The following is a 25901-nucleotide window of genomic DNA, read 5'->3' on the forward strand; positions in this document are numbered from 1 at the left end:
TTTCAAGAACGAGCTGCACCATGACACACGCCGTCGACATCCTCATCACTTCCTACTACCAGCCGGAATTCCTGGACGAATGCCTCGAATCCGTTGCCCGGCAAACCTGGCAGGACTTCAGGGTCCATGTGGTGGATGACAGCCCGGGCAACCCGGTACAAGCCGTGATCGACAAATGGCGAGGGCTGGGCCTTGCCATCGATTTCACCCAAAACGAGAAAAACATCGGCGCCGTGCGCAGCCTGCAAAAGATCTACGCCCAGACGCAAGCCGAGTACGTGGTCTGGCTGAACCACGACGACGTGATCAAACCTCGGTTTCTGGAGCGACTGGTGTTGAACGGCATGATGCAGCACCCCGAATGCGGCTTCGGCTACAGCCTGTATGACAGGTTCCAGAATGGTCAGATCTCACCCGACATGGGGGTTTATCGACCTGACTTGCCCACCGGGCCGCATCAGTTGATCAACTCGCTGTGCATCACCAACTGGATCATCACCTCGTTTGCCGTGATCCGGCGCTCCACCTTTGACGAGGTGGGCGGCCTGTTGCGCCACATCGCCCGCAATGAACTTGTCGGAGAACCGGCCTACGGTTACGTGGATCTGTATATCTTTGCCCGACTCGCGGCTCGCTCGGCAGCCTATGTGCTGAACGAGTCGCAGGGCGTCTACCGGATTCACAACTCGAGCAGCACCGCACAGACCGTGGGTCTGTCCAGACGGGCCGAAGAGACCGTTCGCACCTACGACTTCATCTTTGACGAGCACACCTTTTTCACGAAACCTCAGCGCTACCTCAGCAAAGCCAACTGCACGGGGCGCCTGCTCAGCGACATGGGCGTCATTCAGGCCGTGCTGACCATGCTCCAGTCCAGTGAGCTGGGTCGGGAATTGCGCCCCATTGCCAAAGAGTTGCTGCAATGCACCTACGAGGCCCTGAGCACCTTGATCTTTGATCTGGCCGATCGGGGTCGCCCTCTTGTGACACCCCATGCGCATCTGGAAGAATTGCGAGGACTGATTCAAAAGTTATAGGCTGTTTACCAGCAGTACCAAAGCAGGCCAGAAGGCAGGCGATACCGACAAGGCTTGACGATGAGCAACAAGAAGATTTACGTCACCCGCCCCTTCCTGCCCCCCCTGGAGGAATTGATTCCCCATCTGCAGGAAATCTGGACCAGCGGCCGACTCACGAATGGTGGCCCGTATCATCAACAGCTTGAGGCCGAGCTGGCCCGCTACCTGGGTGTGCCCCATGTGGCGCTCTTTGCCAACGCCACCATTGGGCTGGTCACGGCACTTCAATCGCTGCGCATCACCGGGGAAGTGATCACCACCCCCTATTCCTTCGTGGCCACGGCCCATTCCCTGCTCTGGAACGGGATCAAGCCCGTGTTCGTGGACATCGACGAAAAAACACTGAACCTCGACCCGAGCAAAATCGAGGCCGCCATCACCCCCCAGACCACGGCCATCTTGCCCGTGCACTGCTACGGCCACCCCTGCGACGTGGAAAGCATCCAGAAGATTGCCGACGACTACAACCTCAAGGTCATTTACGACGCAGCCCATGCGTTTGGCGTGAAAACCGGAACGGGCAGCGTGCTCAACCACGGCGACCTGTCTGTCCTGAGTTTTCATGCCACCAAGGTCTTCAATACCTTTGAGGGCGGCGCCATCGTCTGCCCGGATGCCAAAACCAAAGAACGCATCAACCACCTGAAAAACTTTGGCTTTGCCAATGAAACCACCGTGGTGGCCACGGGCATCAACGGCAAGATGAGCGAGTTCAACGCCGCGCTGGGTCTCTTGCAGCTGAAGTATGTCGAGCAGGCCATCGATCGCCGGCGGGTCATTGATCAGCGATACCGTCAGTTGCTGAGCCCCTGCCAGGGCATCCAGTGTGTCGACGGGGTGGCCTCGGAGACGGCCAACTATGCCTACTTCCCCATCCTGGTTGGCAGTGAATTCCCGCTCAGCCGCGATGCGCTGTATGAGCGCCTGGCCGCCCATGGCATCCACGCCAGGCGTTACTTCTACCCCTTGATCAGCGACTTCCCGATGTACAAAGGTCTGCCCTCGGCACAACCCCATCTGCTGCCCGTGGCCCGGAGAATGGCCAGCCAGATCCTGTGCCTGCCGATCTACCCGGATCTCAGCGATGACGAGGTGGACACCATCGCCGGGCTCATCACACAGGCCTGAACCTCAGGCCAGCTTCCCACACGCGCTCAGGCCAGGAAATCGCGCACCCGCGCCGCAATCGAGGCCGCGACCAGGCCATGCCTTTCCAACATGAAGCGATAGTCGGCGGCGGCCACGAACTCATCCGGAAGCCCCAGTGAAAGCTGCGGCGGGCTGTGCCGCAGAGGGGCTTTGTACTGCGCCACGGCGGCACCCAGGCCCCCGATGAGCGAATGCTCTTCAACCGTGACAAGGGCCCGCGAGCCTGCCAGGGCCTTGTCCAGCGCGTCGGTGTCCAGCGGCTTGAGGGTGTGCATATTGAGCACCGCAGCCGACACCCCCTCGGCCTCCAACAGTTTGGCGGCCTCCAGCGACTCGTAGACCATGGTGCCGTGGGCCACCAAGGTCACATCGCTCCCCTCCCGCAACCAGAGGGCCTTGCCAATCGTGAATTCATAGTCTTCAGAGTAGACCACCGGGTTGTTCACCGCGCCCGTGAGCCGGATGTACATCGGCCCCTGGAAGCGGGCGGCGGCCTGCACCGTTTTCACGATCTCGGCGCAATCCGCGGGACACACCACCGTCAGGTTCGGAATGGCACGCATGACGGCCGCATCTTCAATGCCGTAATGGGAGTTGCCCAGAAAGGCCATGGCCAAACCACTGCCGATCGCGACCGCCTTCACATTGAGCGCCATGTAGCCCAGGTTCATGCGCACCTGCTCGGCGGCCCTCATCGAGATGAAGGGGGCAAACGAGGTCACAAAAACGTTGTAGCCCTCTTTGGCCAGCCCCCCGGCCACCCCGACCAGGTTCTGCTCGGCAATCCCGATGTTGAGAAACTGATCCGGAAAAGAAGCCTTGAACCGGTCCAGACCCGAGGAGTTTCCGAGATCGGCCGACATCACCATCAAATCAGGGTGATCTGCCCCCAAGGACAGGATGGCTTGGCCAAACACGCCGCGGGAACCGAGGCGAGACCATTGCCGTGCATTGCTGGGCGTGATTTCAAGCATGTCCAACGTCTCCCAGTTCAGCCAATGCACGCTCGTAATTGGCCTTGGTCAAGCGGTTGTGGTGCCATTCATTGTTGTTTTCCATGAAGGAAACCCCTTTGCCTTTCACTGTGTGCGCAACCAGGACCTTGGGCAGCCCGGACGGAGAAGGTGCAGCAAACGCTGCCTGCAAGGCAGGCACATCATGGCCATCGACCTCCAGGGCATGCCAGCCAAAACTGCGGAACTTGGCCGCCAGGTCCTGCAGATCCAGGATGGCGCGACTGTCACCATCGCTTTGCAGCTTGTTGTAGTCGACCATGGCCACCAACGAATCCAGACGCAATTGGGCGGCCGACATGACCGCTTCCCAGACCGAGCCTTCGTTGCATTCGCCGTCGCCCAGCATGACGTAGGTCTTGTAAGCCAAGCCCCTCTTGCGCCCCGCCAGAGCCAAGCCGACGCCCATGGACAGGCCCTGTCCCAGGCTGCCGTTGGAGGATTCGATGCCCAGGTCCAGGTTCATCACAGGATGGGCAATGAGGTCGCTCTCATTGGTCTGAAACGACTGGAACTGCGTCTCGGTGATGAAACCAGCCGCCAGCAACGCGCTGAAGAACCCCAGCACCCCATGCCCCTTGCTCAGGATGAAACGGTCGCGCTCGGGCCATCTGGGACGGGCCGGGTCGACACGCAACACCGATCCATACAGGGTGGCCATGATGTCCACCATCGACAGCCCACCGCCCAGATGGGCGCTCAGGTTGCAACTGTGGCTGATGTCCAGGATCTTGCGCCGCATCAGGCGGGCCATCTGCTCGATGTGCTCGGTACTCATAAGGTTTCCAGGTTCAAACCAGGCCTCCGTCCGCACGGATGACCTGACCGGTCACGTACGAAGACAGATCGGAGGCCAAAAACAAGGCCACATTGGCAATTTCGTCGGGCGATGCAGCTCGCTTCAAGGCACTGGCCGCCAGCAGCCCTTCGCGGGCGTTGGGGTCCATCTGCTCGTACATGTCTGTTTTTGTGAGGCCTGGGGCGATGGCATTCACACGCACGCCCGCAGCGCCCAACTCGGTGGCCATGCTCTGGGTCGCCCGGGCCAGCGCGGCCTTGCTGCTGCCATAGGCCAGGGTCCCCGCGTCAGCCACAAAGGCCGCCGTCGACGCCAGGTTGATGATGGAGCCGCCGCCCTGGCGCGTCATCCAGCGAGCCAGGCCCTGACTGAACTGCAAGGGACCGAACAGATTCACCTCGAAAGTGCGCCGCATGTCGGCCATTGAGGTCATCTGAAACAGCGCACCACTGGCGGTGCCGGCGTTGTTCACCAGCACATCGATTTTCCGTTTGTCAGCCAGGATGCGGCGGGAGGCCTCACGAATGGAGGTCTCATTGGACAGGTCAAGCTCCACCCATTCAATGAAGCCGGCATCAGCCTCCGGCAACGGATCGACCGCCAGGTCGGGTCGCGCATCCAATTTTCGGGCGCAGGCATAGACGCTGCATCCATGGGCGCGAAAACACGCCACGATGGCGCGGCCAATGCCGCGATTGGCCCCTGTCACGACGGCCACCTTTCCTGTCAGCAGCTGGGTATTCATTTCAAAGAGTGCTCCACAGAACGGTAGATGGGGCCTCGTACATAGACGGGTTCAAGCAAAGACCAATCGTCGGCCGGCATCGGATTGCCGGCCGGAAACGGTGGCACAGCGCCAGACGAAAGACCGCGCAACACCCCCTCGCTCGAATAATAGGCGCGCAGACAATGGGTGACCATGCCGGTGAACAGGCGCAGATCCTGCCGACGCAGTGCATCGACCAGTTTCAGTCGTTGTTCGGTGTCCAACGACTCAAAACGCTGCCCATGCCGCTGTTCAGCCAGGTCGCGCAAGGCCTGCAGAAAATCGGCAACCTGCTGCTGGATGCCAAAGCGGGTCTGATAGGCCTCGAAGTCGATCGAGGACCCAGGCGGGGCTTGAAGCGACTCGTCGCCAGGCAGCAGGGTGTCAAGCACCAGATTCAACATGGCTTTTCACCCAACCCATTGAGGTGCTGTTTGATGTGGTCGCAGAGGTACAAGGTGAGTGCCTGAGAAGTGGCCACCGGATTCACCGCGGCAGCAGTGACGAAAATGCTGCTGTCCACGATGAACAGGTTCTTGACCGCATGGGCCTGCCCAAAGGGGTTGACCACCGAGGTGGCGGGATCCTGCCCCATGCGGGCCGTACCCATGATGTGCCAGCCGGCATGTCGCACGGGTGCAAAAGAAGCACTGATCCTGGCGCCTGCGGCTGTCAGCAGTTGCTTGCTGGCCTCCACGCCGTGCTTGAGCATGCTGCGGGTGTTGTCGCTGAGGGCGTAGTGCACCTTGACCCCCGGCATGCCGCTGCTGTCGCGGTGCTCGGGGTCCAGAACGATGCGGTTGTGCACCTCGGGCAGGTCTTCGGTGATCACCGCCAGCCCGGCCGTGTGGTTGTAGGTGCGCATGAATTCGCGGTGATGGTCCGGTCCCAGCGGGATGCGGCGCATGAAGTACCCATTGACGGCCGTCTCCACGGGCGGGGCGCCGCGCAGGGCCTGCAAGGTGTAACCCCGCACAAAGCCACGCTGAGGATCGGTTTCATAAAACTGCTGACTCAGCAAACAGCAACCGTGCGGGCCGATGCTGGAGCGCAGATCCTGCTCGAACACCCCCTCGACATAGGCCAGCGGGTGCAGCATCAGATGCGTGCCCACCAGCCCTTGCTCGTTGAGCAGGCCATCCGGGAACGCTGTGGACACCGAATTCAGCAGCAAGCGGGGTGTGCCCAGACCGCTGGCTGCCACGACCACCACGCGGGCCCGGCAACGGTGCATCGCCCCCTTGTCATCCAGATAGAGGGCCCCATTGGCGGCGCCGGCGCCGTCCAGGGAAATCTCCACGACACGGCAACCAGTTCGGACCTCAACCCCTTGACGCAGGGCCTGAGGCCAGTAGGTGACATCCACACTGGATTTGGCGCCCTGGGCACAGCCGGTGTTGCAAGGTCCCAGATTGACACAAGAGGCCCGATTCAGATGCCGGTGGGTGTTGATCGCGCTGTAGGCCGGCCACCAATGCCAACCCAGTTGGTTGAAGCCCCGGGCCAACGCCCTGCCCATCTCGCCCAGCGGCACCGGCGGAAGCAGGGACTCATAGTCGGGATAGGCCGGATCGCCCACCAGGCCGGCAACCCCCATCTGCTTTTCGTTCTCAGCAAAATACGGCTGCAGTTGCTCGTAGCTCAGCGGCCAATCATCAGCGACGCCATCGAGGGATCGCACCTTGAAATCAGAGGGGTGAAAGCGTGGAAAATGGCCGGAGTACAAGATCGTGCTTCCGCCGAAGCCATTGAAATTGGCCAGCGAAATGGGCGACTGCGAATCGTCGACAGGGTAGTCGCCTGGCCGCTGCCGCACGTTGGGATTGGGGCTGAAATCGCCTTGCCGGCTCAACTCCCAGCTCGCCGTGTGCGAAGGGTAGTCTTCAGGGGCCGACGCCGATCCCTGCTCCAGGCAGACGATGCGCAAGGCCGTCCCCTGACTCAGGCGCCACGCTGCCGCCGCTCCGCAGGCACCAGAGCCGATGATCAGGACGTCAGCCTCTTGCACCACGCCGCCTCAGGCCGGTCGACCCGGCAGGTATTGCTTCAGGATGTCCGGGATGGTGATCATCATCTCGGCTTCACAGGCCACCTCCTGATCAACATAGGCCACCCCCTTGCCCTTGCAGATGCCACGCTTCCAGGACAGGACCTCCGTGTGGATCTCAAACTTCTTGCCGGGCAGAACCTCTTTGCGATAGCGCACCGTGTGGGACAGGGCATGGGTCACCTTGCCCTGCAAGCCGGGCAAGGTGGTGATCGCCACCGTCAACATCTGGGCCAAGGCCTCCAGTTGCAGGGCCCCCGGCATGTTGGGCGCGCCCGGGAAATGCACCGGGAAATACCACTCGTTGAGGCTCAGATTCTTGTAGCCACGGGCGTATTGGCCTGGAACCACCTCGTCGACATGGTCGATCATCAGGAACGGATAACGATTGGGCTGATAGGCCTGCAACTGCACGCAATCAAGACTGAATTTTTCCACGCAAAACCTCATTTCATTGAATATCGACCCAGCGGGACAAGGATGACAACAGGTCGTAGCCATCCCATTGCATCCCCATGTCCAAGGCGCGCCCGACGGGAACCACCCGGTCGATCCCTCGCAGCCGATGGCGCACGAGGAACGACCTCAACAGGGCCACGTCCAGACCAAAGTAGGTGAGTGTCTGAAAGCGCGGATCCACCCACGGGGCCACCGCATCGATCGAATCCACTGCGAGCTCGTACACCATGCCGTGGTGTCCACGGCGCGTGGTGGGTGAGGAGTCCAGGCCGCTGAGTGCCAACCGATACAGGCCATTGCCGTGCCGATGGATGCGCTGCACGGCCTCATCGTTAACGCTTCGGGTGCATGCTTCGACAAACTTGTCCATCGCGGCAATCGGCGCCAGGGTGTAGCGCGCCAGCACCTCGACCTCGAAAGCCGCCCACAAACGCGCCTGGGCCGACTCGATCTCGGTGGCCGCCCCCACCCAGACCAGCAGATGCGGTGACGAGCAGGCATTTTGATCCATGAGGTACAGGTCATTGAACAAGCGGGTGCACAGCCCCTTCAGGTCGGCCTCGGGCAAGGCGTTCAAGGCTGAGGCCCCCAAAGCGCCGAATGAATATCGGTCGGCAAAGGCCACCTCGCGTGAGCGCGCCGGGGTGGCGAAGCCACGCATGTGGGCCACCGTGGCATCGCCGCCCCAGATCACACGACCATCTGCCTGAGACATCCACCAGGCGTTGACTTCATCGTCATGGGGATAGCGCAACAGCGCCACGGCCGAACGCATCGCCTCGTGCTCGGGACGAGCCAGCGTGGCCGCCATCGCCGCCAACAAAATATCCTGCGTCAGCGTCGGGGAAGACGGAAGGCGCAACACGCAGCTGTTGCCACTGAGCAGGCCGAAGGCCAGCGAAAACGCCGCGTTCACCGGCACATTGGACGGGCAGATGTGAAAAACAAGGCCCAGGCCAACGCGCAAACGCTCATCCTGAGCGGCCAAGGCAAGGCGGGCCAGGTTGGCCTTGCGACACCAGAAGGCAAATGTGACCAGGTCCGGCAAATCCAGGTGGCGCACGTCCTGCATCAATTGGCTCGACAGATCGGCCAGAAACGCCATGCGCGCTGGATCGAACACGGGCACAGGCAGGTCACTCAGCCTGTCAGGCTTCCCGATCAGGAAGTCGATCCTGGCACGCAACTCAGCGGGTATAGGTGTCACTGCAGCCCCTGACTTCGGCCTGCTGAATGCGGCCATGTACCTTGAAATAGCGCCCCATGCGACCGCAGGGACAGTCGTCCTCCCCGCACCACTCGCCCAGGTCTTCGCTCAACAAGGCATGCCCGGGATAGCTGCGGGGGATCACCGACAGCAACTCAATCAACCCCGGTTGGCCCGGGCCGAGCGGCGAAAAATCATGAGGGTCTCGGATGATGACCTCGGAGAACGACGAAGCATGCAGGTGGCCCGCCTCGCATTCCATGAAGATCGAGCCGGTCTGCTCCACCATGCCATAGTAGTTGTGCACCCGGTTCAGCCCGGCCACCCGGGCCAGTCGGGCCTTGAAGACCGACGCATCGACGGCCTGGGAAAGCATTTGCTTCCACCCTCCGCCATGGATCAACACCCCACGCTCCAGGGGCAGACACTGCGCTGCCCCCTCCAATGCCAGCACCAGGTGCTGCCAGATCATGAAAGTGAAGCCGAACAACAGGATCGGACCCTCCGGGTACTTGTCGAGAAAGCGCGTCACCCGCGGCAGGTTCAGTTGCATGTCGTCGTCCAGCGCAAACTCGACCTCGCGACCAAACATCGAAAACCCCAAGATCCCCGCGGTTCGTGCCGAGAACTTGAGCCGGTCCGACACGGTGGAACGGCTGTCAATCACCAGCATGGGCAAACGCTGGGGACCGATGAAGTCGGCCATGATCTTGGCCAGCACCTTGATCTGCAAGGCCGCCGTCGATTTGTCCAGGAAGATCTGGGACACCCGCCCGCCCGTGCCCGACGACGTCATGGTCTTGACAACGTCACTCCTGGGCACGCTCAGAAGCTCCATGTCCTTGAACAGCCGAACCGGCAGAAAAGGCAGATCCTCCAACGCTGGAGCCGGCGCCATCGGGGACCACAACCGATCGAGCACTTTGGCATAAGGCTCACAGTGCGCACGGTGCCAATCAAGCAACTGCTGCAGTTGCTCGCCCAGGAACTCGCGCTTTTCCGCCGAGGCCAGGCCAAAGGGGGGGATCGACGAAAGGTCCATCAAACAACCGCCATCAGGCGTGGATAGTCAATCTTCCCCGAGTCCAGGCGAGGCAACTCGGCAAGCGCCTGCAATGACAAGGTCGAACGATTCACATTCAGCAGCCCCGCCAACTCCTCACGCAGCGCCTGCAAGGCCGAGGCATCCTGGGTTTGAACCGAAATGCAGAGCCGATCATCCTCACCCCAGGCAGCCGCGGCCACGCCGCGCTGCTCCAGCAACTGCTCCACCGCGGCCAGCGACACACGCACGCCATGGATCTTCAGAAAGCGGTGCAGACGGCCTTCGATGTAGAAGCACCCGTCGGCATCGAAGCGGGCCAGATCGCCCGTTCGCAAAACGCCGCGGTGGTGATCACCGCATTGGAGATCGGCCCGGGACTCGGCGTAGCCCAGACTGACGTTGGGGCCCTGGTAAATCAACTCGCCCGTCTTGCCAGCCTCCAAAACCGCCAGTCCCTGCTCATCGATCAAACCCAGGTGACCACCGGGAATGGCCCGTCCGATGCTGCCGGGCTTGAGCCCGACCTGCGCCGGCGGCAGGTAGGCCATGCGCGCCGTGGCCTCGGTCTGCCCATACATCACATAGAAGTCGATCCCCTTGGCCAGACATTGCTGATGAACCTGCAACACCCGCTCGGGCGCCAGGCGGCCACCGGCTACGGTCATGGAGCGCATGCCGCCCAGGTCGAGCCGTTCCAACCGCAGCTTGAGCAACATTTCATACGTGAAGGGTACCCCTTGGAAGCGGGTGACCTGCTGCTGCTTCAGCAGGGGCCAGAACGCCCCGTCGAACAGGCCCAGACGCGTCAACACCACACTGGCCCCCACGCGGAGGTGGCTGTTGATCACCGACAGCCCGTAGGAGTAATTGAACGGCAGCGTGGTGATCGCCCGGTCCTGCTCATCCAACTGAAGGTACTGTGCAATCGCGTCGGCGTTCGACAGCAGATTCCGGGTGGACAGCCGGACCAATTTAGGCGTCCCGGTGGACCCCGACGTGGCCAACAGCAGCGCCAGATCACGATGCAGCGGCTCCGGCGTCGGCACCATGGCCTGGCGACGCCGCAACAAACCATAAGCGCCAAGCGACTGCACGGCCTCGAAGTCTGGCAACTCGGCCTGACGCGAGGCGGGTAACCAGACACACTCAGGCTGGTAGCGATCGAGCAGGCTGCGCAAGGCATGCGCCGGCAGGCCTGCCCCCAGCAGCAAGGGGACGGCACCGGCGTCCAAGGCAGCCAGATAAGCCACCATGGAGCTCAGGTCGTTGTCCAGCAGCAAAAAGACCAACTCACGGGCTTGCCAGTGCAACTTGAACGATTGCACGGCCTCCTGCAACTCCGAATAACTCAGCACCGCCCCCCCGTCCAGCACCAGCGCTGGCCGCTGCGGAAAGCGGGGGCAAAGCAGGTTCATGCCGAGATGTCGACGCCGTATTTCTTCAACTTGTCGATGCCCACGGTGTAAGAGCCAAACTCAATGATGTCTTCCGTGTCCATCATGATGTTGAATTCCTCTTCCAGGGCTGCGATCAAACCCATGTGCCCAACCGAATCCCAGGCCGGAATGCAGTTGTAGACAAATTTCTCATCCAGCACACTGGGCTGGACGGAAAAACACTTCTCGAACACTTGGTCGTACCGTTCTTTGTTGGACATGGTCCACCTCATTTCATTTGAAAACCACGCGATCGATGCGCATGCGGCCGGGCTCATCCCGGCTTGATCGCCTGGATGCTAGCAGAGCGGCCCAGCCCGTAAGAGACGTAATGACACCGATTTGCCTCGCAATTTGAACCCAGAAGGCGTGCTTCAAAATCGGGGTGCAGGGGCCTTGAAAGAGAACCCGTCACCGGCGTGGAAATCACCCCATGCAGTGACGCAGGGCGCGCCAGCCTAAAGGCCATGTCGGCCACGCAGCCCGTACAAGACTTCTGGCCGCAGGGGCATTCCGCCTGGAATGCCTGCACCAGTGCTTCGGACGTAGCATCTTGCCCACTGACAGGGCCTTTTCTGCGAACAGCCTGCCGTTCCCCCCCTAATTTGCCCCTTTTAAGATCAAATCCATCATCGATACTGGCTTGGCCGAATGAGTCCGATTGGATACGCTGACATGCCTGACCTGACACATCCCTCTGGCCAGGCCCCTGATGGTGGGGCAGTCGTTCACGACCGGAAGAGGCGTGCGGCCCGAATTGCACTGAGGTGGCGGATCAGAGGCCCCCGATCCAGCGACTCTGACAGCACGGGCTCGACAGCCCCCAGGGCGTTGGAATCTGAAGGCAGGCCTCGTTTTCTCAGCCGTTGAAACAATAACCAACCCACTCCCGAACAACCACACCGCCACGGAGACCCGTCATGCTTCAACAAATTTCCCCGCAGATCATCTTCCACAACCCTTCGACGCAGCACATCAAACAGCACGTCAAGCACAAGGTGACTGCCAGCGGAATATGCTTTACGGATCTGCGCGAACAGATTGAAGATCTGGACACCTTGCCATTGATCGATCGGTCCCTGATTGACTACAAAAAGTACCATCAATACATCGGGCAAAGTGGCATTCGAAATTGCATGACGATTCAAGGGGGGCGTGGTTGCCCCTACCGTTGCTTTTATTGCGACGTTCAGAAACTGACCCCCAATTTGTACCGTCGAACTTCCGAAAACATCTATGCGGAAGTAGAGCATCTGGCATCGCTTGGCGTGCGCGACATTGAATTTGTCGACGACATCTTCAACATCAACAAAAAGGAATTCATCAATTTCTTCAAGATGGTGAAAGACAACCGCTTGAACATGAACTTCTACTTCCAAAGTGGATTGCGCGGCGATGCACTGGATGCGTCTGCGGCCGACGCCATGGTGGAAGGCGGCGTCAAGAGCGTGAACATCTCCCTGGAAAGTGCGTCGCCGCGTCTCCAGAAGATGATGAAGAAGTTCCTGAACATCGACAAGTTCCTCAAGAATCTTCAATACATCGCCACGCAGTACCCGCATGTTGTTCTGGGTTTGAACGCCATGCACGGATTTCCGACCGAAACCGAGGAAGAAGCACGCTCCACCGTCGACTTCATCAAGGACATCAAGTGGCTGCACTTCATCGGCTTCCACAATGTCAGAATCTTCCCCGGCTCTTTGCTGGAAAAAGTTGCGCTTGAAAATGGCGTGACCCCGGAACAGATCAATGAATCATTGACCATCCCCTACCACCTGATGCCGACCACGATGCATTTCGACCCGGCATTCTCGATGAAATTGCGCTTGGATCTGGTGAGAAACTATGTTCTCAACAAGGATCGCCTGAAATACATCATTCAGAAGCAATTGTCGACATTCAACGAAGACGAACTGATCTTCAAGTACCAGTCGTATTTTCCAAGCCAGATCAATACGATGGACGACATCCTGCGACTGGCCAAAATCGATCGTTCTGAAATTGATTTTTCAGTTCAACCCAGCCCGAATCCCTCTCGGATTGATTACGAGACGATGCAAGGCAAGCCCGTCGAGAAAAAGCCCGACGCACTGAATGTGCTGTTCATCGATGCCACGCAGTTTTATTCAAAAGACGACAATGCCGAACTGAAGATCGTGGAAGCACCTTTGGGCATGCTGGCGCTCTTGTCATACATCAACAAGGATTTTGGTGACAAAGTCAACGGCAAAATCATCAAATCCTATGTCGACTTTGACAGTGATGAAGGCCTGAAGACCATTCTTGCCGACTTCAAGCCCGACCTCATTTGCGTCCGGACCATGTCGTACTACAAGAATTTCTTCGTTTCCGTGGTCAAGGCAGTCCGTGAATTCGACTCTGCAGTTCCCATCATCGCTGGCGGCCCGCACCCCACCATCGCGGCGGAAGACGTCCTGCTGAACAACAACATCCAGGCCGTTTGCATTGGCGAAGGCGAACTGACCCTGGCTGAACTGATCAAGCGGATGCTGGAGCGCGACAAGCACTTTCCACCTGCAAGCGAACTCAAGGACGTCAAAGGCATTGCATTTCCCTGGATGCAAACCCATTAAAATCATCAACATGCATTTGATGATTTATGGCTCAGGCAGTACTGGGCGCGAGATTTCCGACATCGCGCAACTGATCAACAGGGCAGAGAACAGATGGGACACCATTCATTTTCTGGATGACCTTCGCCAAGACCAGGCACATTATGGCCTGGGCATTCTAAAAATGGCGGATCTGGATACTTGGCCTGCGCCCTTTGAATGCATCATTGCCATTGGCGAACCACAATTTCGCATGGAAATGCATCAACGGTTGAAGCAAAAAAAATTCTCGCTCGCAACCCTCGTCGATCCCAGCGCCCGCATTTCACCCACCGCCCAAATTGGACCCGGGTGCCTTGTTGGCCCTGGTTGCTTTGTCTCCAGCAACACCGTTCTCGAAGAAAATGTGATGCTGGAAATCAACACCATCGTGGGCCACGATATTGTGATTGGCATGCATTCGGTGGTGTCGAGTTGCTCAGTTCTGGGCGGAGGCACAAGGATTGGAGAACAGTCGTTCATCGGACTGAACAGCGCCGTCAAAGAGAGAACGTCGATTGGCAGTCGAGTGGTCATCGGAATGCAGTCGGCCGTGTTCCATGATGTACCGGATGATGTGATCGCCATGGGCAATCCCTGCAGGGTTCTGCGGAAAAATGAGTCTGGTCGCGTTTTCAAACCCTCGCCCGCGGTTGCGTGAAGTCGTCAAGCCCTGACCGTCGATCTGAGCAAGGGCGGTAAAGACAGGGATTCGCCCCACTGTTGCGAACATCAAGGGGCGTGCGCTCCCGATACATTAGTGCCAAGCCTCGGCGTTTTCCGATGGCAATGGCCACTACAGGAGTCGCCCCCATGTTCAACGCTCTTCCGACCACCAGCCAGGATTTCTACGTTTCCATTCTCTCAGCCTCCATTCAGGCTTTGAAAATGAACACCTATTTCGATAATTTCGACAAGCAACGCTATAACTCCGATGGCGTTGATCGATCAGGTGTTTTTGAAGTGGGTCAGCGAACCTTCTATTTTGATTGGTTCTACCGACACCACAATGATTTGTACCAAGCCTATTCGGCCTTGGGCAATGATGATTCCAAACTCTTGTATCTGTTCTTGATCGGTTACCGCCTGGCGGGTCACCACAGCGTGAAAATACCGGTGGATTTCCTGTTCAAGCCCCAGGAGTATGCAGCCTTTCAAGCACTTGAACAAGGAACGGAAAGCCAACTCGCCTTGACCGGCATGTTTGGCAAACTGAAGCATTTCGACTTTCAGTTTGAGGGGCACCAATACAAGATTGACTGCCTGGGGCTTGAGTATTACTTGTTCAGGCGCCAGTATTTTTACGAGAAAAACGGCGTTGTGATTGCCCCCCAAACCGGGGACTACGTCATCGACGGTGGCGCCTGCACGGGCGACACAGCCCTGGTGTTCTCGAATGCGGTGGGCCCCACCGGCCGGGTTTTCGCCTTCGACCCGGTCGCCGAACATCTGGAGCTGATGGCGCACAACCGCCAGCAATTCCCGCTCGCCAACGTTGAATTGATGCCTTACGGCTTGTCCAACATCGATGTCGATTGCGCACCCATTGTGGTGAACAAGTACTCGCCGGGCTTTCGCATCGATCAGCAAAAAGTGCCCCTGCGAACCATCGACAGCCTGGTGAGGTCGGGGGATATCGCTCGCGTCGATTACATCAAGATGGACATCGAGGGCTCAGAAATGGATGCCTTGCGTGGCGCCCACGAAAGCATCATGCGATTTCAGCCCAAGCTCGGGATTTCGCTCTATCACAAGCCCAACGATCTGTTCGAGATCGTTCTCTACCTCCAGCAGAGCTACCCCTTCTATCAACTCTACGTGGACCACTACACCATTCACCAAGAGGAAACGGTTCTGTATTGCGTGGCCCCGCAACGCGTGTCGCAGGCCTGAAATGCCTGGCTGAAAGGGAGAAAGGCCCCGTTTCGGCCTCTGTTGCCCCCCTGATGGCCACAGCAATCCGATACATTTAGAGCTGTCAATGCCCCATCCGCTGTGTTCGGTGGATGGGCAAAACCCGATCAACCGGCCCTGTCTAGCCGCAAACACCTGACCCCGCATGTTCGTCATCATCGGCTACGTCGTCTGTCTAGGCTGCATCTTCGGCGTCTACATTGCCCACGGCGGCAATATTGGCGTGATCTTGCATGCCCTGCCCTTCGAGATGATCACCATCTTTGGAGGCGCCCTGGGCGCCTTTGTGGTGAACAACCAACCCAAGGTGCTCAAGGCCACCATGAAGGCGCTGCCCGATGCCCTCAAGGGCTCGAAATACACCAAGGCGCGCTACATGGAGTTGCTGACCATGCTCTATGAAATTCTTCAGAAGGCGCGCAAAGAGGGCTTGATGGCGATTGAAAAAGATGTTGAATCGCCTCACGACTCGCCCATTTTCAGCAAATTCCCCGTGGTGGGCCATGACCACCATGTGATCGAATTCACCACCGACTATCTGCGCATGATGGTGTCGGGCAACCTCAATGCTCACGAGATTGAAGCGCTGATGGACTCCGAAATCGACACCCACCATGCCGAAGCCCACGCCCCGGTGGCGGCACTGGGCCGCCTGGCGGGCGCCCTGCCGGCCTTCGGGATTGTGGCGGCCGTGCTGGGGGTGGTGAACACCATGGGTTCGGTGGGCCAGCCGCCCGCGGTGCTCGGGGGCATGATCGGCTCGGCGCTGGTGGGGACCTTCCTGGGCATCTTGCTGGCCTACGGCGTGATGGAGCCCCTGGGTGGCCTGCTGGAGCAGAAGATGGAAGATGCCGCCAAGGAACTGCAGTGCATCAAGACCACCTTGCTGGCCAGCATGCAAGGCTACAACCCGACCACCGCGATCGAGTTCGGGCGCAAGGTGCTGTTCTCGACCGACCGACCCAGCTTCTCTGAACTGGAATCGCACGTGCGCGGCAAGAAATAAATAGCAGGCAGACAAGCGCACCACCATGGCAGACGCCAAAAAGCTACAGCCCATCATCATCAAGCGGGTCAAGAAAGGCGGCCACGCTGCGCACGGGGGCGCCTGGAAGATCGCCTATGCCGACTTTGTGACGGCCATGATGGCGTTCTTCCTGCTGATGTGGCTGCTGGGCTCCACGGCCAAGGGCGAGCTGCAGGGCATTGCCTCGTACTTCGCCTCGCCCATGAAGGTGGCCATGGCGGGCGGCTCAGGGGCCGGCAACAGTTCCAGCATCATCCCTGGCGGGGGCACCGATCTGAGCAAGTCAGTGGGACAGGTGATGAAGGCCGACCAGGCCGCCGACGCCAAGTCGGCCGCCAAAAACCACCCGGAGGCCGTGCGCGCCGAACTGGCCAAGCAAGATGCCAAGCGCATGGCCAACCTCAAGAACAAGATTGAGGCCTTGATCACGGACAGCACCAAACTCAACGAGTACAAGTCACAGATCAAGCTGGAGATCACACCCGACGGTCTGCAGATCCAGATCGTCGATGATCAAAACCGCCCCATGTTCGACAGCGGCAGCGCACTGGTCAAACCCTATATGCGCGACATCCTGCGCGAGATCGGCAATGCCCTCAACGGGGTGGAGAACCGCATCAGCCTGGCCGGCCACACGGACGCCGCGCCCTATGGCAATGGCGAACGGGGCTACAGCAACTGGGAACTCTCAGCCGATCGGGCCAACGCATCGCGCCGCGAATTGGTGGCGGCAGGCATGCCTGACGACAAACTGGCCCGGGTGGTGGGCCTGGCAGCGGTCGACCTGATGGACAGGAACAACCCCCGTGCCCCAGTCAACCGGCGCATCAGCATCACGGTGATGACCCGGGAGGCTGAAGAACGACTGCTGAGTTCAATAAAAATGCCTGCCAGCACAACAGAAACCGAGAACGGGAAAGAAACTGAGGTTTTGAGCGGAAAAAAACCTTAACATCCCGGTAGCGCTCCTAAAGACTTTTTACACAGAATTTCAAGATCGAAAGGGTCACCTGTGGCAAACACCCTTCGCTTTCTCATCGTCGACGACTTCTCGACGATGCGAAGAATCGTGCGGAACCTGCTCAAAGAAAGCGGGTACACCGAAGCTGACGAGGCCGAAGACGGCGTCGCGGCATTGAATAAATTGCGCAACAGTCGCTTCGACTTTGTGGTCACGGACATCAACATGCCGAACATGAACGGTTTCCAGTTGTTGACCGAAATCAAATCGGACGAAAAACTCAAGCACCTGCCGGTGCTGATGGTGACGGCTGAAGCCCGCAAGGAAGACATCGTGGCAGCGGCCCAAGGCGGGGCGGCCGGATACATCGTGAAGCCTTTCACGAAAGCCACTCTCGAAGAGAAGGTGGCCAACATCCTCAAGAAAATGGGCCTGTGAGATCACCATGGATACCAGCGACTCCACCCAGTCTGCGAGCCATGGCGACGCCACCGACGTCCATCAAAAAATCGGTCACCTGACCCGGCAGCTGCACAACGCACTCAATGAGCTGGGTTACACCGAGCGCCTGCGGGGCACCATGGGTGAGCTGCCGGATGCCAAAAGCCGCCTGTCCTACATCGCCAGGCTCACCGGGGAAGCCGCCGAGAAGGTGCTCAATCGCGTAGAACTGGCCAAGAGCGAACAGGACGAGCTCGCCAGCGACACCCAGGCCGTGAAAGCCGCCCTGATCAAGGACCCGGTTCGCGCCGTGGCCAGCGGGCGCCTGCTCAACTACCTGGCGGATGTGGAAAAGCGCACCCGTGAAGCCGACAGCCACCTGACCGAAATCATGATGGCGCAAGACTTTCACGATCTGACCGGTCAGGTGATTGCCCGCGTGGTCAGCTTGGCCGCCACCATCGAAGAACAGCTGGTTCAGCTGGTGATTCAGACCGCCCCCAACCCGGTGGCCCTGCAAACACCGGCCGTGGCGCCGCGCGAACACCTGGCAGGGCCGGTGGTGGACCCCGAACACACACCCGACATCGTCACCGATCAATCGCAGGTGGACGATCTGCTGGCCAGCCTGGGCTTCTGAGCCCTCCTGGGCCGGTGGGGTACGGCTGGCCGCGGCGGGTCAGCCCAGCACCATAGCACGCCCAAACGGCAGCAATACCATTTCTGCCATTCAAATGGCCTCGGGGCGAACATCCGTTCGCCACACTGGGAACAGGCCTGAATGGCCCCTCTTTTCAGACTTTAGATTTCCCGCCGGCCTTTCAGAATGACGGTTACAGCCTCGTACCGTCACCATGGACAACCAAGACCGCCCCCTACCAGCCTCACAGCGCAAGCTCAGCCAAGCGCGCGGCGATGGCCAGGCCTCGCGCTCCAAGGACTTGTCTCACATGGTGGTGCTGGGAGCCGGTGCCGCTGCCCTGTGGGTCATGACCCCACCGCTGGTGCAGCACCTCAAGCAGGCGCTCGTCCAGCAACTGACTTTCAATGCCGAGACCCTGCTGCGGCCGGCCAACATGATCAACCAGTTGCAGCACATGACAGCAATCGCTGTCGGGGCGTCGCTGCTGTTCGCCGCCGTCATCGCCTGCGCAGCCATCGCCAGTGAGGTGGCCTCGGGCGGCTGGGTCATGAGCTTCAAGCCCATGATGCCCGACCTGAACCGGCTCAACCCCATCTCGGGCATCGGCAATCTTTTCTCCAAGCAGCAGGCTGTCAACGTCCTCAAGCTGATGCTGCTGTCCACCATCATGGGCTGGACGGGCTGGCACTACCTGTCGAGCAGCTTTCAAGAAATCGCGTCCTTGCTGATGCAACCCTCTGCGTCCGCCGTGATGCACCTGGTCAACTGGATCGTCAAGGGTCTGTCCTTGTTGCTGCTGACCGTGTTTGCCGCTGCGGTGATCGATGTCCCGCTGCAAAAGCACTTCTTCATGGACAAGCTGAAGATGTCGCACGACGAAGTCAAGCGCGAGAACAAGGATGCCGAGGGCAACCCGCAAGTCAAGAGCAAGCTGCGCGCCAAGCAGCGCGAACTGGCCCAGCGCCGAAGCATCGCCAACGTGCCCAAGGCCGACTTTGTGGTGATGAACCCAACCCACTTTGCCGTCGCCCTGAAGTACGACGAAGCCACCATGGCCGCGCCACAGGTGATCGCCAAGGGCGCCGACCTGCTGGCCTTCAAGATCCGCGAAGTCGCCAACAGCCACTCGGTGCCGGTGCTGCAATCGCCCATGCTGGCCCGCGCCCTGTATGCCCACGCCGAGCTGGACCAGACCATCCCCTCCAGCCTGTATGCCGCCGTGGCCCAGGTGCTGGCCTATGTGTACCGCCTCAAGGCGGCCATGCGGGGTCAGGGCCCGATGCCCCAGCAGCCCGATCCGCACGTGCCGCCTGAACTCGATCCGCTCAACAAGCCCACCCGGGCCGGAGCTGACGCATGAACGATCTGCTCAAAACACTGCAACAACGCCTGGGCCCGCACGCCCACCTGATCCAGGGCCTCTCCGCGCCGCTGCTGGTGGTGATGATCCTGTCCATGATGGTGCTGCCCATGCCGGCCTGGCTGCTGGACACCTTCTTCACCCTGAACATCGCAGTGGCGCTGATGGTGATGATGGTGGCGGCCTACATGGTGCGCCCACTCGACTTCATGGCCTTCCCCTCGGTGCTGCTGCTCACCACGCTGATGCGCCTGTCGCTCAACGTGGCCTCCACCCGGGTGGTGCTGCTCGAAGGCCACACCGGCGCCGGCGCAGCGGGCGCCGTGATCGAGGCCTTTGGCCACTTCCTGATCGGCGGCAACTTTGCGGTCGGTCTGATCGTGTTTGCCATCCTGGTGGTGATCAACTTCGTGGTGGTGACCAAGGGCGCCGAGCGGATTGCCGAAGTGTCGGCCCGCTTCACCCTGGACGCCATGCCCGGCAAGCAGATGGCGGTGGATGCCGACCTCAATGCCGGCCTGATCGACGAAGCCGAAGCACGTCGCCGCCGTCTCGAAGTGGGCGAAGAAGCCAACTTCTTCGGGGCCATGGACGGTGCCTCCAAGTTTGTGCGCGGCGATGCCATGGCAGGCATCCTGATCTTGCTCATCAACATCGTCGGAGGCTTCACGGTGGGGGTGGTGCAGCATGGATTGAGCGCCGGTCAGGCCGCTGACTCCTACATCCTGTTGGCCGTCGGCGACGCGCTGGTGGCCCAGATTCCCGGCCTGCTGATCTCGGTGGCCGCCGCCATGGTGGTCTCGCGCGTGGGCAAGGAACACGACGTCAGCAAGCAGATCATGAGCCAGATGCTGGGCTCACCCCGCGTGCTGGGCATCACTGCGGCCATCCTGGCGCTGCTGGGCATCGTGCCGGGCATGCCCCACGTGGTGTTCCTCAGCATGGGCTCAGCCATCGGCTATGGGGCCTGGCGCCTGTCGCGCCGTCTGGAACGCGAAAAGAATGTGCCGCCGCCGCCGCCGCCCGCCACCAACGACGGCGAGGCCAGCTGGGACGATCTGCAGCCCATCGACTTGCTGGGGCTGGAACTGGGCTACCGCCTGATCTCCCTGGTCGACAAGAAGCGCCAGGGCGATCTGCTGACCCGCATCAAGGGGGTGCGCCGCAAGTTCGCCCAGGAGGTGGGCTTTCTGCCCCCGGCCGTGCACGTGCGCGACAACCTCGAACTCAAGCCCAGCGCCTACCGCATCACCCTGCGTGGCGTGATGGTCGGCGAGGGCGAAGCCTTCCCCGGCATGTTCCTGGCCATCAATCCGGGCGGCATCACCACGCCCTTGATCGGCACCGCCACCACCGACCCGGCCTTTGGCCTCCCAGCACACTGGATCGACGATCGCCAGAAGGAAGCGGCGCAAATGGCAGGCTTTACCGTGGTTGATTCAGAAACCGTGGTGGCCACTCATTTGTCACACTTGATGCAAACACAGGCCGCCAGGTTGTTGAGCCGGACAGAGACCCAGCAACTGGTCGAGCATGTGAGCAAACTGGCCCCGAAACTGATTGAAGAAGTCGTCCCCAAAATGGTCACCATCGCCAACTTCCAGAAAGTGCTGCAGCTGCTGCTGGAAGAGGCTGTGCACATCCGGGACATCCGCACCATCATCGAAACCCTGGCCGAGTTCGCCGGCACCATCACCGACCCGGTCGAGTTGGCCCGCCGCGTGCGCATCGCCTTGTCGCCGGCCATCGTGCAACAGATCTACGGCCCGGCGCGTGAACTCAATGTCATCGCCATCGAGCCCGGCCTGGAACGCCTGCTGGTGCAGGCCCTGGGCAACAACAACGGCACCGCCCTCGACCCGGGTGTGGCCGACGCGCTGACCCGCAGCGCTGCCGAAATCGCCAACAAGCAAGAAGAGATGGGCTTGCCCGCCTGCCTGTTGGTCCCGGACCAGATCCGCGGCGCCATGGCTCGCCTGGTGCGCCGGCTGGCGCCCCGCATGCAAGTCCTGGCGCACAGCGAAATCCCTGAAACACACACGATCCGCATTGGTCCCATCCTGAGAGGTGCCGCATCATGAACATCAAGCGCTTTCACGCCGCAACGTCCCGCGAAGCACTGGCCAAGGCACGAATGGCTTTTGGTGAGGGAACCCTGATCCTGTCCAACCGCCCCACGGCCAATGGCGTCGAGGTGATGGCCACGGGCGAAGATGCCCTGTCGGCCCTGGAGCAGCACACCGAAGGCGCCCCGTCGCAAGGCCACGGCCTGACCCAGGTGCCCGGCTCCAGCCTGAGCCGCAAGCTGGCGACCATGAACCCGCCCGAACTGGGCCCACGTGGTGTGCGCGAAGACACCGCCGAGCTGGCCATGAGCACCCTGTCCTTCCAGGACTATGTGCGCGAACGCATGCTGCGCCGCCGCCAGGAAGCCATGGCCGCCGAAGACCAGGCCCCCATGGCCCAGATGGCCCCGCGCACCCAGCGCGAGATGCCCGCCCCCGCCCCCAGGGACATCCAGCCGATCGCCTTCAAAAAGGCCCCGGCCCCTCGCCCGGCCGTCACCCGCCCGGTGTTCGAAGACGTCACGCCGGCCCGCGCCAAGGCCCCGGTGGCCCAGGCCGCCGCACCGGCCGTGAACCAGCAGGGCATCGTCAATGAACTGCAGGCCATGAAGGAGCTGATCGAAGAGCGCTTCAACACCTTGGCCTGGCTGGGCCAGGCCAAGCAGGACCCGATCCAGTCCAACCTGATGCTCAAGATGATCCGCGCCGGCTACTCGCCCGCCCTGGCCCGTGCCATCCTGGAACGCCTGCCGGCCGAGACCGGCCCGGCCGAAGCGGTGCGCTGGCTGATGGAAGTGCTGGAGCGCAACCTCAAGACCGACGCCGACAGCTACCCCCTGTATGAAGAAGGCGGCATTTTCGCCCTGGTGGGGGCCACCGGCGTGGGCAAGACCACCACCACCGCCAAGCTGGCCGCCTTGTGCGCACGCGTGCATGGCCCGGGCAGCGTGGGCCTGATCACCCTCGACACCTACCGCATCGCCGCGCACGAACAACTGCGCACCTACGGCCGCATGCTCGGCGTGGTGGCCCACCTGGCCCATGACCGCGCCGCCCTGCAAGACCTGCTGGGTCTGCTGGGCAACAAGAAGATGGTGTTGATCGACACCACCGGTCTGGCCCCGCGCGATCCCCGCAAGCGCGAGATGCTCGATGTGCTAGACCTGCCCGGTATCCAGAAGCTGCTGGTGGTCAATGCCGGCAGCCATGGCGACACCATCGACGACACCCTGTCGTGCTTCAAGACCACTGGCGTGCAACAGACCATCCTGTCCAAGGTCGATGAAGCCGTGAAACTCGGCCCGGCCCTCGACGCCCTGATCCGCCACCAGGTGGTGCTGCGCGGGGTCACCAATGGCCAGCGCGTACCCGAAGACTGGGAAGCCGCAGACGCCGGCAAGCTGGTGCGCGCCTCCATGCGCACCCCGGGCAAGTCCGCGTTCGACCCCAAGGCCGTCGACCTGAACTACTTCTTCTCCAACAGCAACATGGCCGTCTCGGAGAGTGCCCATGTTTGAAGCGGGTCTTGATCAAAGTGCCGGTCTGCGCCGGCAGATGCCCCAACCGGTGCTGCGCCTGGTCCCGGTGATCCGGCACAGCAGCGGCGAGCCCGAACTGCGCCTGTTGTGGCAACTCTGCCAGGGCTTTGTCGAACAAGGTCTGTCGGTGGCGGTGCTGGACACGGACAGCCCCGAAACCGACGAGACGCCCGGCCTGCTGCAGATCCTGAGCGACCAGTGCAGCCCCTCTGAAGTGGCCGATCTGGCGTTGCCCTGGACCATCGTGCCCGCGGCCCTGGGTTGGCGCGAACTCACCCGCACGGGCCAACTCGATGCCCACGGGCGCGAGACCCTGGGCGAGCATTTCAGCCCCTTTGGCATGCTGCTGGCCTATGGCAGCGCGGCCAGACTGGGTCCCGCGCTGGCCAACACAGGCGTACGCCCCCTGGTGCCGGTGGCGCCTGAGCCGCGTCACATGCTCAGCGCCTACCAGGCCATGAAAGTGCTGATGGAGCAGGCATTGCTGATGCCCTCCGTGGCCATCATGGTGACGGAACCGACACAAACTGTGGTCATGCGCGCCTTGCAGGCCCGCAAAACACTGCAGAATTGCTTCACCCGTCACATGGGTTGCTACCTCGATTCAATGACAGTAAAGTCTTTCACTGACGATGAGGTGGCAGGGCGCGATATCCAGATGCTGGCCCTGCGACTGATGGAGAATGCGATTCCCCTTGGCGCAGCCCCGGCCTCCCTGCTTCACCGCCCTGCAGACGAAGAGGTTCATTTGGTTCGGAGCCATTGATGTACACGGCAAAAGGTCAGCTCAACCGGGACGCACTGCTCAAGCAGTACGTACCCCTGGTGCGCCGGCTGGCGCACCACATGATTGCGAAGCTGCCCCCCAATGTTGAGGTAGACGACCTGATCCAGGTCGGCATGATCGGCTTGACCGAGGCCCTGACACGCTACCAGGCCAGTCAGGGCGTGCAGTTCGAGACCTTTGCCACCCAGCGCATCCGCGGGGCCATGCTCGATGAACTGCGCGAAGGCGACTGGATGTCGCGCGGCTCGCGCAAGAGCCAGAAAGACATCGAGCATGCCGTGCACCGGCTGGAGCAAAAGCTGGGCCGCAGCCCGATCGAATCCGAAATCGCCGCCGAACTCGAGATGAGTCTGGCCGACTACCAGAGCCTGCTGGGCAAGGTCCGTGGCACGCAACTGGTCTACATCGAAGACATGACCGGCGGGCATGACGATGACGACAGTTTTCTCGACCGCCACGTGGCCGACGACGAGGCCAACCCACTTGAGTTGCTGCGCAACCAGCGCCTGCGCCAATCCCTGGTCAGTGCGATCGAAGGTCTGCCCGAACGCGAGCAGTACATCATGAGCATGTACTACGAGCAGGACATGAACCTCAAGGAAATCGCCGCCGTGCTCGGCATCACCGAGTCGCGTGTTTGCCAGTTGCACAGCCAGTCAATCGCCCGCTTGCGCGCCAAGATGCGCAGCCACTGAGGCGACGACAACAAGCCCCCCGCAAGACGCCCACGGCGCACCGACGCGATTCAGGCCACGCCTGAACGGGTTTACACCCGAGCGCGCACCCTCGAATTTTCAGGATTTATAGGCTTTGGCCAAGCCCGCGCCACCTCGGCCCAGGGATTTGCCGTAGGTGGCACCGTCACCCGCACGGGGCAGCAAGGTGGTCACAGCCCGATCTGCGTGAACGGCCAGACGCTGCAGACTTTCCCGCAACACCGCCAGGCGAGCGCTGATGGCCTGAACACGCTGGCGCAGTTCCGGGCTCGTGTCCTGCGCAGACGGCAGGGCAATCCGGGTCAACTGCAGGGTGACATCGCGCAAGGCCTGCGAACCGGCCTCCAGCTCATCGGGGTTTTGCCCGCCCAAGGCCTGGGCAATCGCGTCCAGTTGCAACTCCACACCGGAGAGCAAGGCCTCAAACGCAACCCGATTCGTCACCATGACTCCAATTCAAATTAAGTAAGCGCGTGCTTACTGGGAAGTTCCACGCTGCAGGACTTCCTGCGCGTTGGACAGCAGCTTGTCTGCGATGGCGCCAGCATTCACCTTGTACGTGCCATTGTCGATCGCCGAACGCATGGCGCTGACCTTGTCCAGGTCCATGTCGCTGTCGGTCGAGCCAGAACCCAACGTCTGGGCCAGGCTGGACACCGAAACCGAGGTGCCTGCTGTCGAATTGCTGGTCTTCTTGACCGGTGGGGCCGCCGACCCCTGACCTGTGACTTGCGTCCCTGTTGATGTGACTGCAACAGGGATGTCTGGCGTTTGACCAATTTTCATCGTTCTCTCCAAGACCCCTATTGATGGAGTACCGTGGCCTTTTCTTCGAC

Annotated in this window: 26 protein-coding genes; 14 read left to right on the forward strand and 12 right to left on the reverse strand. The window is 60.7% G+C overall.

Going from position 1 to position 25901, the window contains the following annotated elements:
* The first annotated feature begins 20 nt into the window (after positions 1-20).
* Positions 21-1037, forward strand: a complete 1017-nt coding sequence (locus AC3WUT_RS21865; RefSeq protein ID WP_492349198.1) for a glycosyltransferase family 2 protein — start codon at positions 21-23, stop codon at positions 1035-1037.
* A gap of 60 nt (positions 1038-1097) precedes the next feature.
* Positions 1098-2207, forward strand: coding sequence for a DegT/DnrJ/EryC1/StrS family aminotransferase (locus tag AC3WUT_RS21870; protein ID WP_492349199.1), 1110 nt, complete (start codon positions 1098-1100; stop codon positions 2205-2207).
* A 26-nt stretch (positions 2208-2233) separates the two neighbouring features.
* Here the strand turns inward: AC3WUT_RS21870 and AC3WUT_RS21875 are convergent, their stop codons facing one another.
* The 10 genes from AC3WUT_RS21875 to AC3WUT_RS21920 are packed head-to-tail and all read right to left on the reverse strand — an operon-like array spanning position 2234 to position 11221.
* Positions 2234-3202, reverse strand: coding sequence for a transketolase family protein (locus tag AC3WUT_RS21875; protein ID WP_492349200.1), 969 nt, complete (start codon positions 3200-3202; stop codon positions 2234-2236).
* Positions 3195-4019 carry a transketolase gene (locus tag AC3WUT_RS21880; protein ID WP_492349201.1) on the reverse strand — a complete coding sequence of 275 codons (825 nt, stop codon included), beginning with the start codon at positions 4017-4019 and terminating at the stop codon, positions 3195-3197. Before AC3WUT_RS21880 ends, AC3WUT_RS21875 begins: the two co-directional genes overlap by 8 nt.
* Before the next feature lie 13 nt (positions 4020-4032).
* Positions 4033-4785 (reverse strand): SDR family NAD(P)-dependent oxidoreductase, encoded by a 753-nt coding sequence (locus AC3WUT_RS21885; RefSeq protein WP_492349202.1) that lies wholly within the window; start codon positions 4783-4785, stop codon positions 4033-4035.
* Positions 4782-5210 carry a gluconate 2-dehydrogenase subunit 3 family protein gene (locus AC3WUT_RS21890; RefSeq protein WP_492349203.1) on the reverse strand — a complete coding sequence of 143 codons (429 nt, stop codon included), beginning with the start codon at positions 5208-5210 and terminating at the stop codon, positions 4782-4784. Before AC3WUT_RS21890 ends, AC3WUT_RS21885 begins: the two co-directional genes overlap by 4 nt.
* Positions 5204-6814, reverse strand: a complete 1611-nt coding sequence (locus AC3WUT_RS21895; RefSeq protein WP_492349204.1) for a GMC family oxidoreductase — start codon at positions 6812-6814, stop codon at positions 5204-5206. The genes AC3WUT_RS21890 and AC3WUT_RS21895 overlap by 7 nt, the downstream gene beginning before the upstream one ends.
* 9 nt (positions 6815-6823) lie before the next feature.
* The gene (gene fabZ, locus AC3WUT_RS21900; protein WP_492349205.1) at positions 6824-7291 is read right to left on the reverse strand and encodes a 3-hydroxyacyl-ACP dehydratase FabZ; all 468 of its coding nucleotides are present in this window, start codon (positions 7289-7291) and stop codon (positions 6824-6826) included.
* A gap of 13 nt (positions 7292-7304) precedes the next feature.
* Positions 7305-8519, reverse strand: a complete 1215-nt coding sequence (locus tag AC3WUT_RS21905) for an acyl-CoA reductase (protein ID WP_492349206.1) — start codon at positions 8517-8519, stop codon at positions 7305-7307.
* Positions 8500-9561, reverse strand: coding sequence for a LuxE/PaaK family acyltransferase (locus AC3WUT_RS21910; protein WP_492349207.1), 1062 nt, complete (start codon positions 9559-9561; stop codon positions 8500-8502). Before AC3WUT_RS21910 ends, AC3WUT_RS21905 begins: the two co-directional genes overlap by 20 nt.
* On the reverse strand, positions 9561-10979 hold the full coding sequence (locus AC3WUT_RS21915) for an AMP-binding protein (protein WP_492349208.1): 1419 nt from the start codon (positions 10977-10979) through the stop codon (positions 9561-9563). The genes AC3WUT_RS21910 and AC3WUT_RS21915 overlap by 1 nt, the downstream gene beginning before the upstream one ends.
* Positions 10976-11221: an acyl carrier protein gene (locus AC3WUT_RS21920; protein ID WP_492349209.1), complete on the reverse strand. Its 246-nt coding sequence runs from the start codon at positions 11219-11221 to the stop codon at positions 10976-10978. Before AC3WUT_RS21920 ends, AC3WUT_RS21915 begins: the two co-directional genes overlap by 4 nt.
* Positions 11222-11920: 699 nt before the next feature.
* Between AC3WUT_RS21920 and AC3WUT_RS21925 the strand changes: the two genes are divergently transcribed.
* From AC3WUT_RS21925 to AC3WUT_RS21980, 12 genes are all read left to right on the forward strand, one after another.
* On the forward strand, positions 11921-13594 hold the full coding sequence (locus AC3WUT_RS21925; protein WP_492349210.1) for a B12-binding domain-containing radical SAM protein: 1674 nt from the start codon (positions 11921-11923) through the stop codon (positions 13592-13594).
* 10 nt (positions 13595-13604) lie between these two features.
* On the forward strand, positions 13605-14273 hold the full coding sequence (locus tag AC3WUT_RS21930; protein ID WP_492349211.1) for an acetyltransferase: 669 nt from the start codon (positions 13605-13607) through the stop codon (positions 14271-14273).
* Positions 14274-14425: 152 nt separating this feature from the next.
* Entirely contained in the window at positions 14426-15505 is a 1080-nt protein-coding gene (locus AC3WUT_RS21935; protein WP_492349212.1) for an FkbM family methyltransferase, read from the forward strand.
* Between the two features lie 166 nt (positions 15506-15671).
* On the forward strand, positions 15672-16532 hold the full coding sequence (gene motA, locus AC3WUT_RS21940; RefSeq protein WP_019576265.1) for a flagellar motor stator protein MotA: 861 nt from the start codon (positions 15672-15674) through the stop codon (positions 16530-16532).
* Between the two features lie 25 nt (positions 16533-16557).
* Positions 16558-17505, forward strand: coding sequence for a flagellar motor protein MotB (gene motB, locus AC3WUT_RS21945; protein ID WP_492349213.1), 948 nt, complete (start codon positions 16558-16560; stop codon positions 17503-17505).
* A gap of 60 nt (positions 17506-17565) precedes the next feature.
* Complete coding sequence (gene cheY / locus AC3WUT_RS21950; RefSeq protein ID WP_492349214.1) at positions 17566-17952, forward strand: chemotaxis response regulator CheY; 387 nt, start codon at positions 17566-17568, stop codon at positions 17950-17952.
* A gap of 7 nt (positions 17953-17959) precedes the next feature.
* On the forward strand, positions 17960-18595 hold the full coding sequence (locus AC3WUT_RS21955) for a protein phosphatase CheZ (RefSeq protein ID WP_492349215.1): 636 nt from the start codon (positions 17960-17962) through the stop codon (positions 18593-18595).
* Between the two features lie 214 nt (positions 18596-18809).
* Entirely contained in the window at positions 18810-19958 is a 1149-nt protein-coding gene (locus AC3WUT_RS21960) for an EscU/YscU/HrcU family type III secretion system export apparatus switch protein (protein ID WP_492349216.1), read from the forward strand.
* Positions 19955-22039 carry a flagellar biosynthesis protein FlhA gene (flhA, locus tag AC3WUT_RS21965; protein WP_492349217.1) on the forward strand — a complete coding sequence of 695 codons (2085 nt, stop codon included), beginning with the start codon at positions 19955-19957 and terminating at the stop codon, positions 22037-22039. Before AC3WUT_RS21960 ends, flhA begins: the two co-directional genes overlap by 4 nt.
* A complete protein-coding gene (gene flhF, locus AC3WUT_RS21970; RefSeq protein ID WP_492349218.1) occupies positions 22036-23541 on the forward strand; it encodes a flagellar biosynthesis GTPase FlhF in 1506 nt (501 codons plus the stop codon). The genes flhA and flhF overlap by 4 nt, the downstream gene beginning before the upstream one ends.
* Positions 23534-24328 (forward strand): hypothetical protein, encoded by a 795-nt coding sequence (locus AC3WUT_RS21975; RefSeq protein WP_492349219.1) that lies wholly within the window; start codon positions 23534-23536, stop codon positions 24326-24328. Before flhF ends, AC3WUT_RS21975 begins: the two co-directional genes overlap by 8 nt.
* Complete coding sequence (locus AC3WUT_RS21980; RefSeq protein ID WP_492349220.1) at positions 24328-25044, forward strand: RNA polymerase sigma factor FliA; 717 nt, start codon at positions 24328-24330, stop codon at positions 25042-25044. Before AC3WUT_RS21975 ends, AC3WUT_RS21980 begins: the two co-directional genes overlap by 1 nt.
* A 99-nt stretch (positions 25045-25143) precedes the next feature.
* On the opposite strand, the gene AC3WUT_RS21985 is transcribed toward AC3WUT_RS21980, so the two are convergent.
* Together AC3WUT_RS21985 and flgM are read right to left on the reverse strand one after the other, a co-directional pair.
* Positions 25144-25512, reverse strand: coding sequence for a hypothetical protein (locus AC3WUT_RS21985; RefSeq protein ID WP_492349221.1), 369 nt, complete (start codon positions 25510-25512; stop codon positions 25144-25146).
* A gap of 30 nt (positions 25513-25542) precedes the next feature.
* Positions 25543-25851 carry a flagellar biosynthesis anti-sigma factor FlgM gene (flgM, locus tag AC3WUT_RS21990; protein ID WP_492349222.1) on the reverse strand — a complete coding sequence of 103 codons (309 nt, stop codon included), beginning with the start codon at positions 25849-25851 and terminating at the stop codon, positions 25543-25545.
* Positions 25852-25901: the final 50 nt, after the last annotated feature.

It is taken from the genome of Curvibacter sp. EU05-FHT14A10 (genome assembly GCF_058791075.1).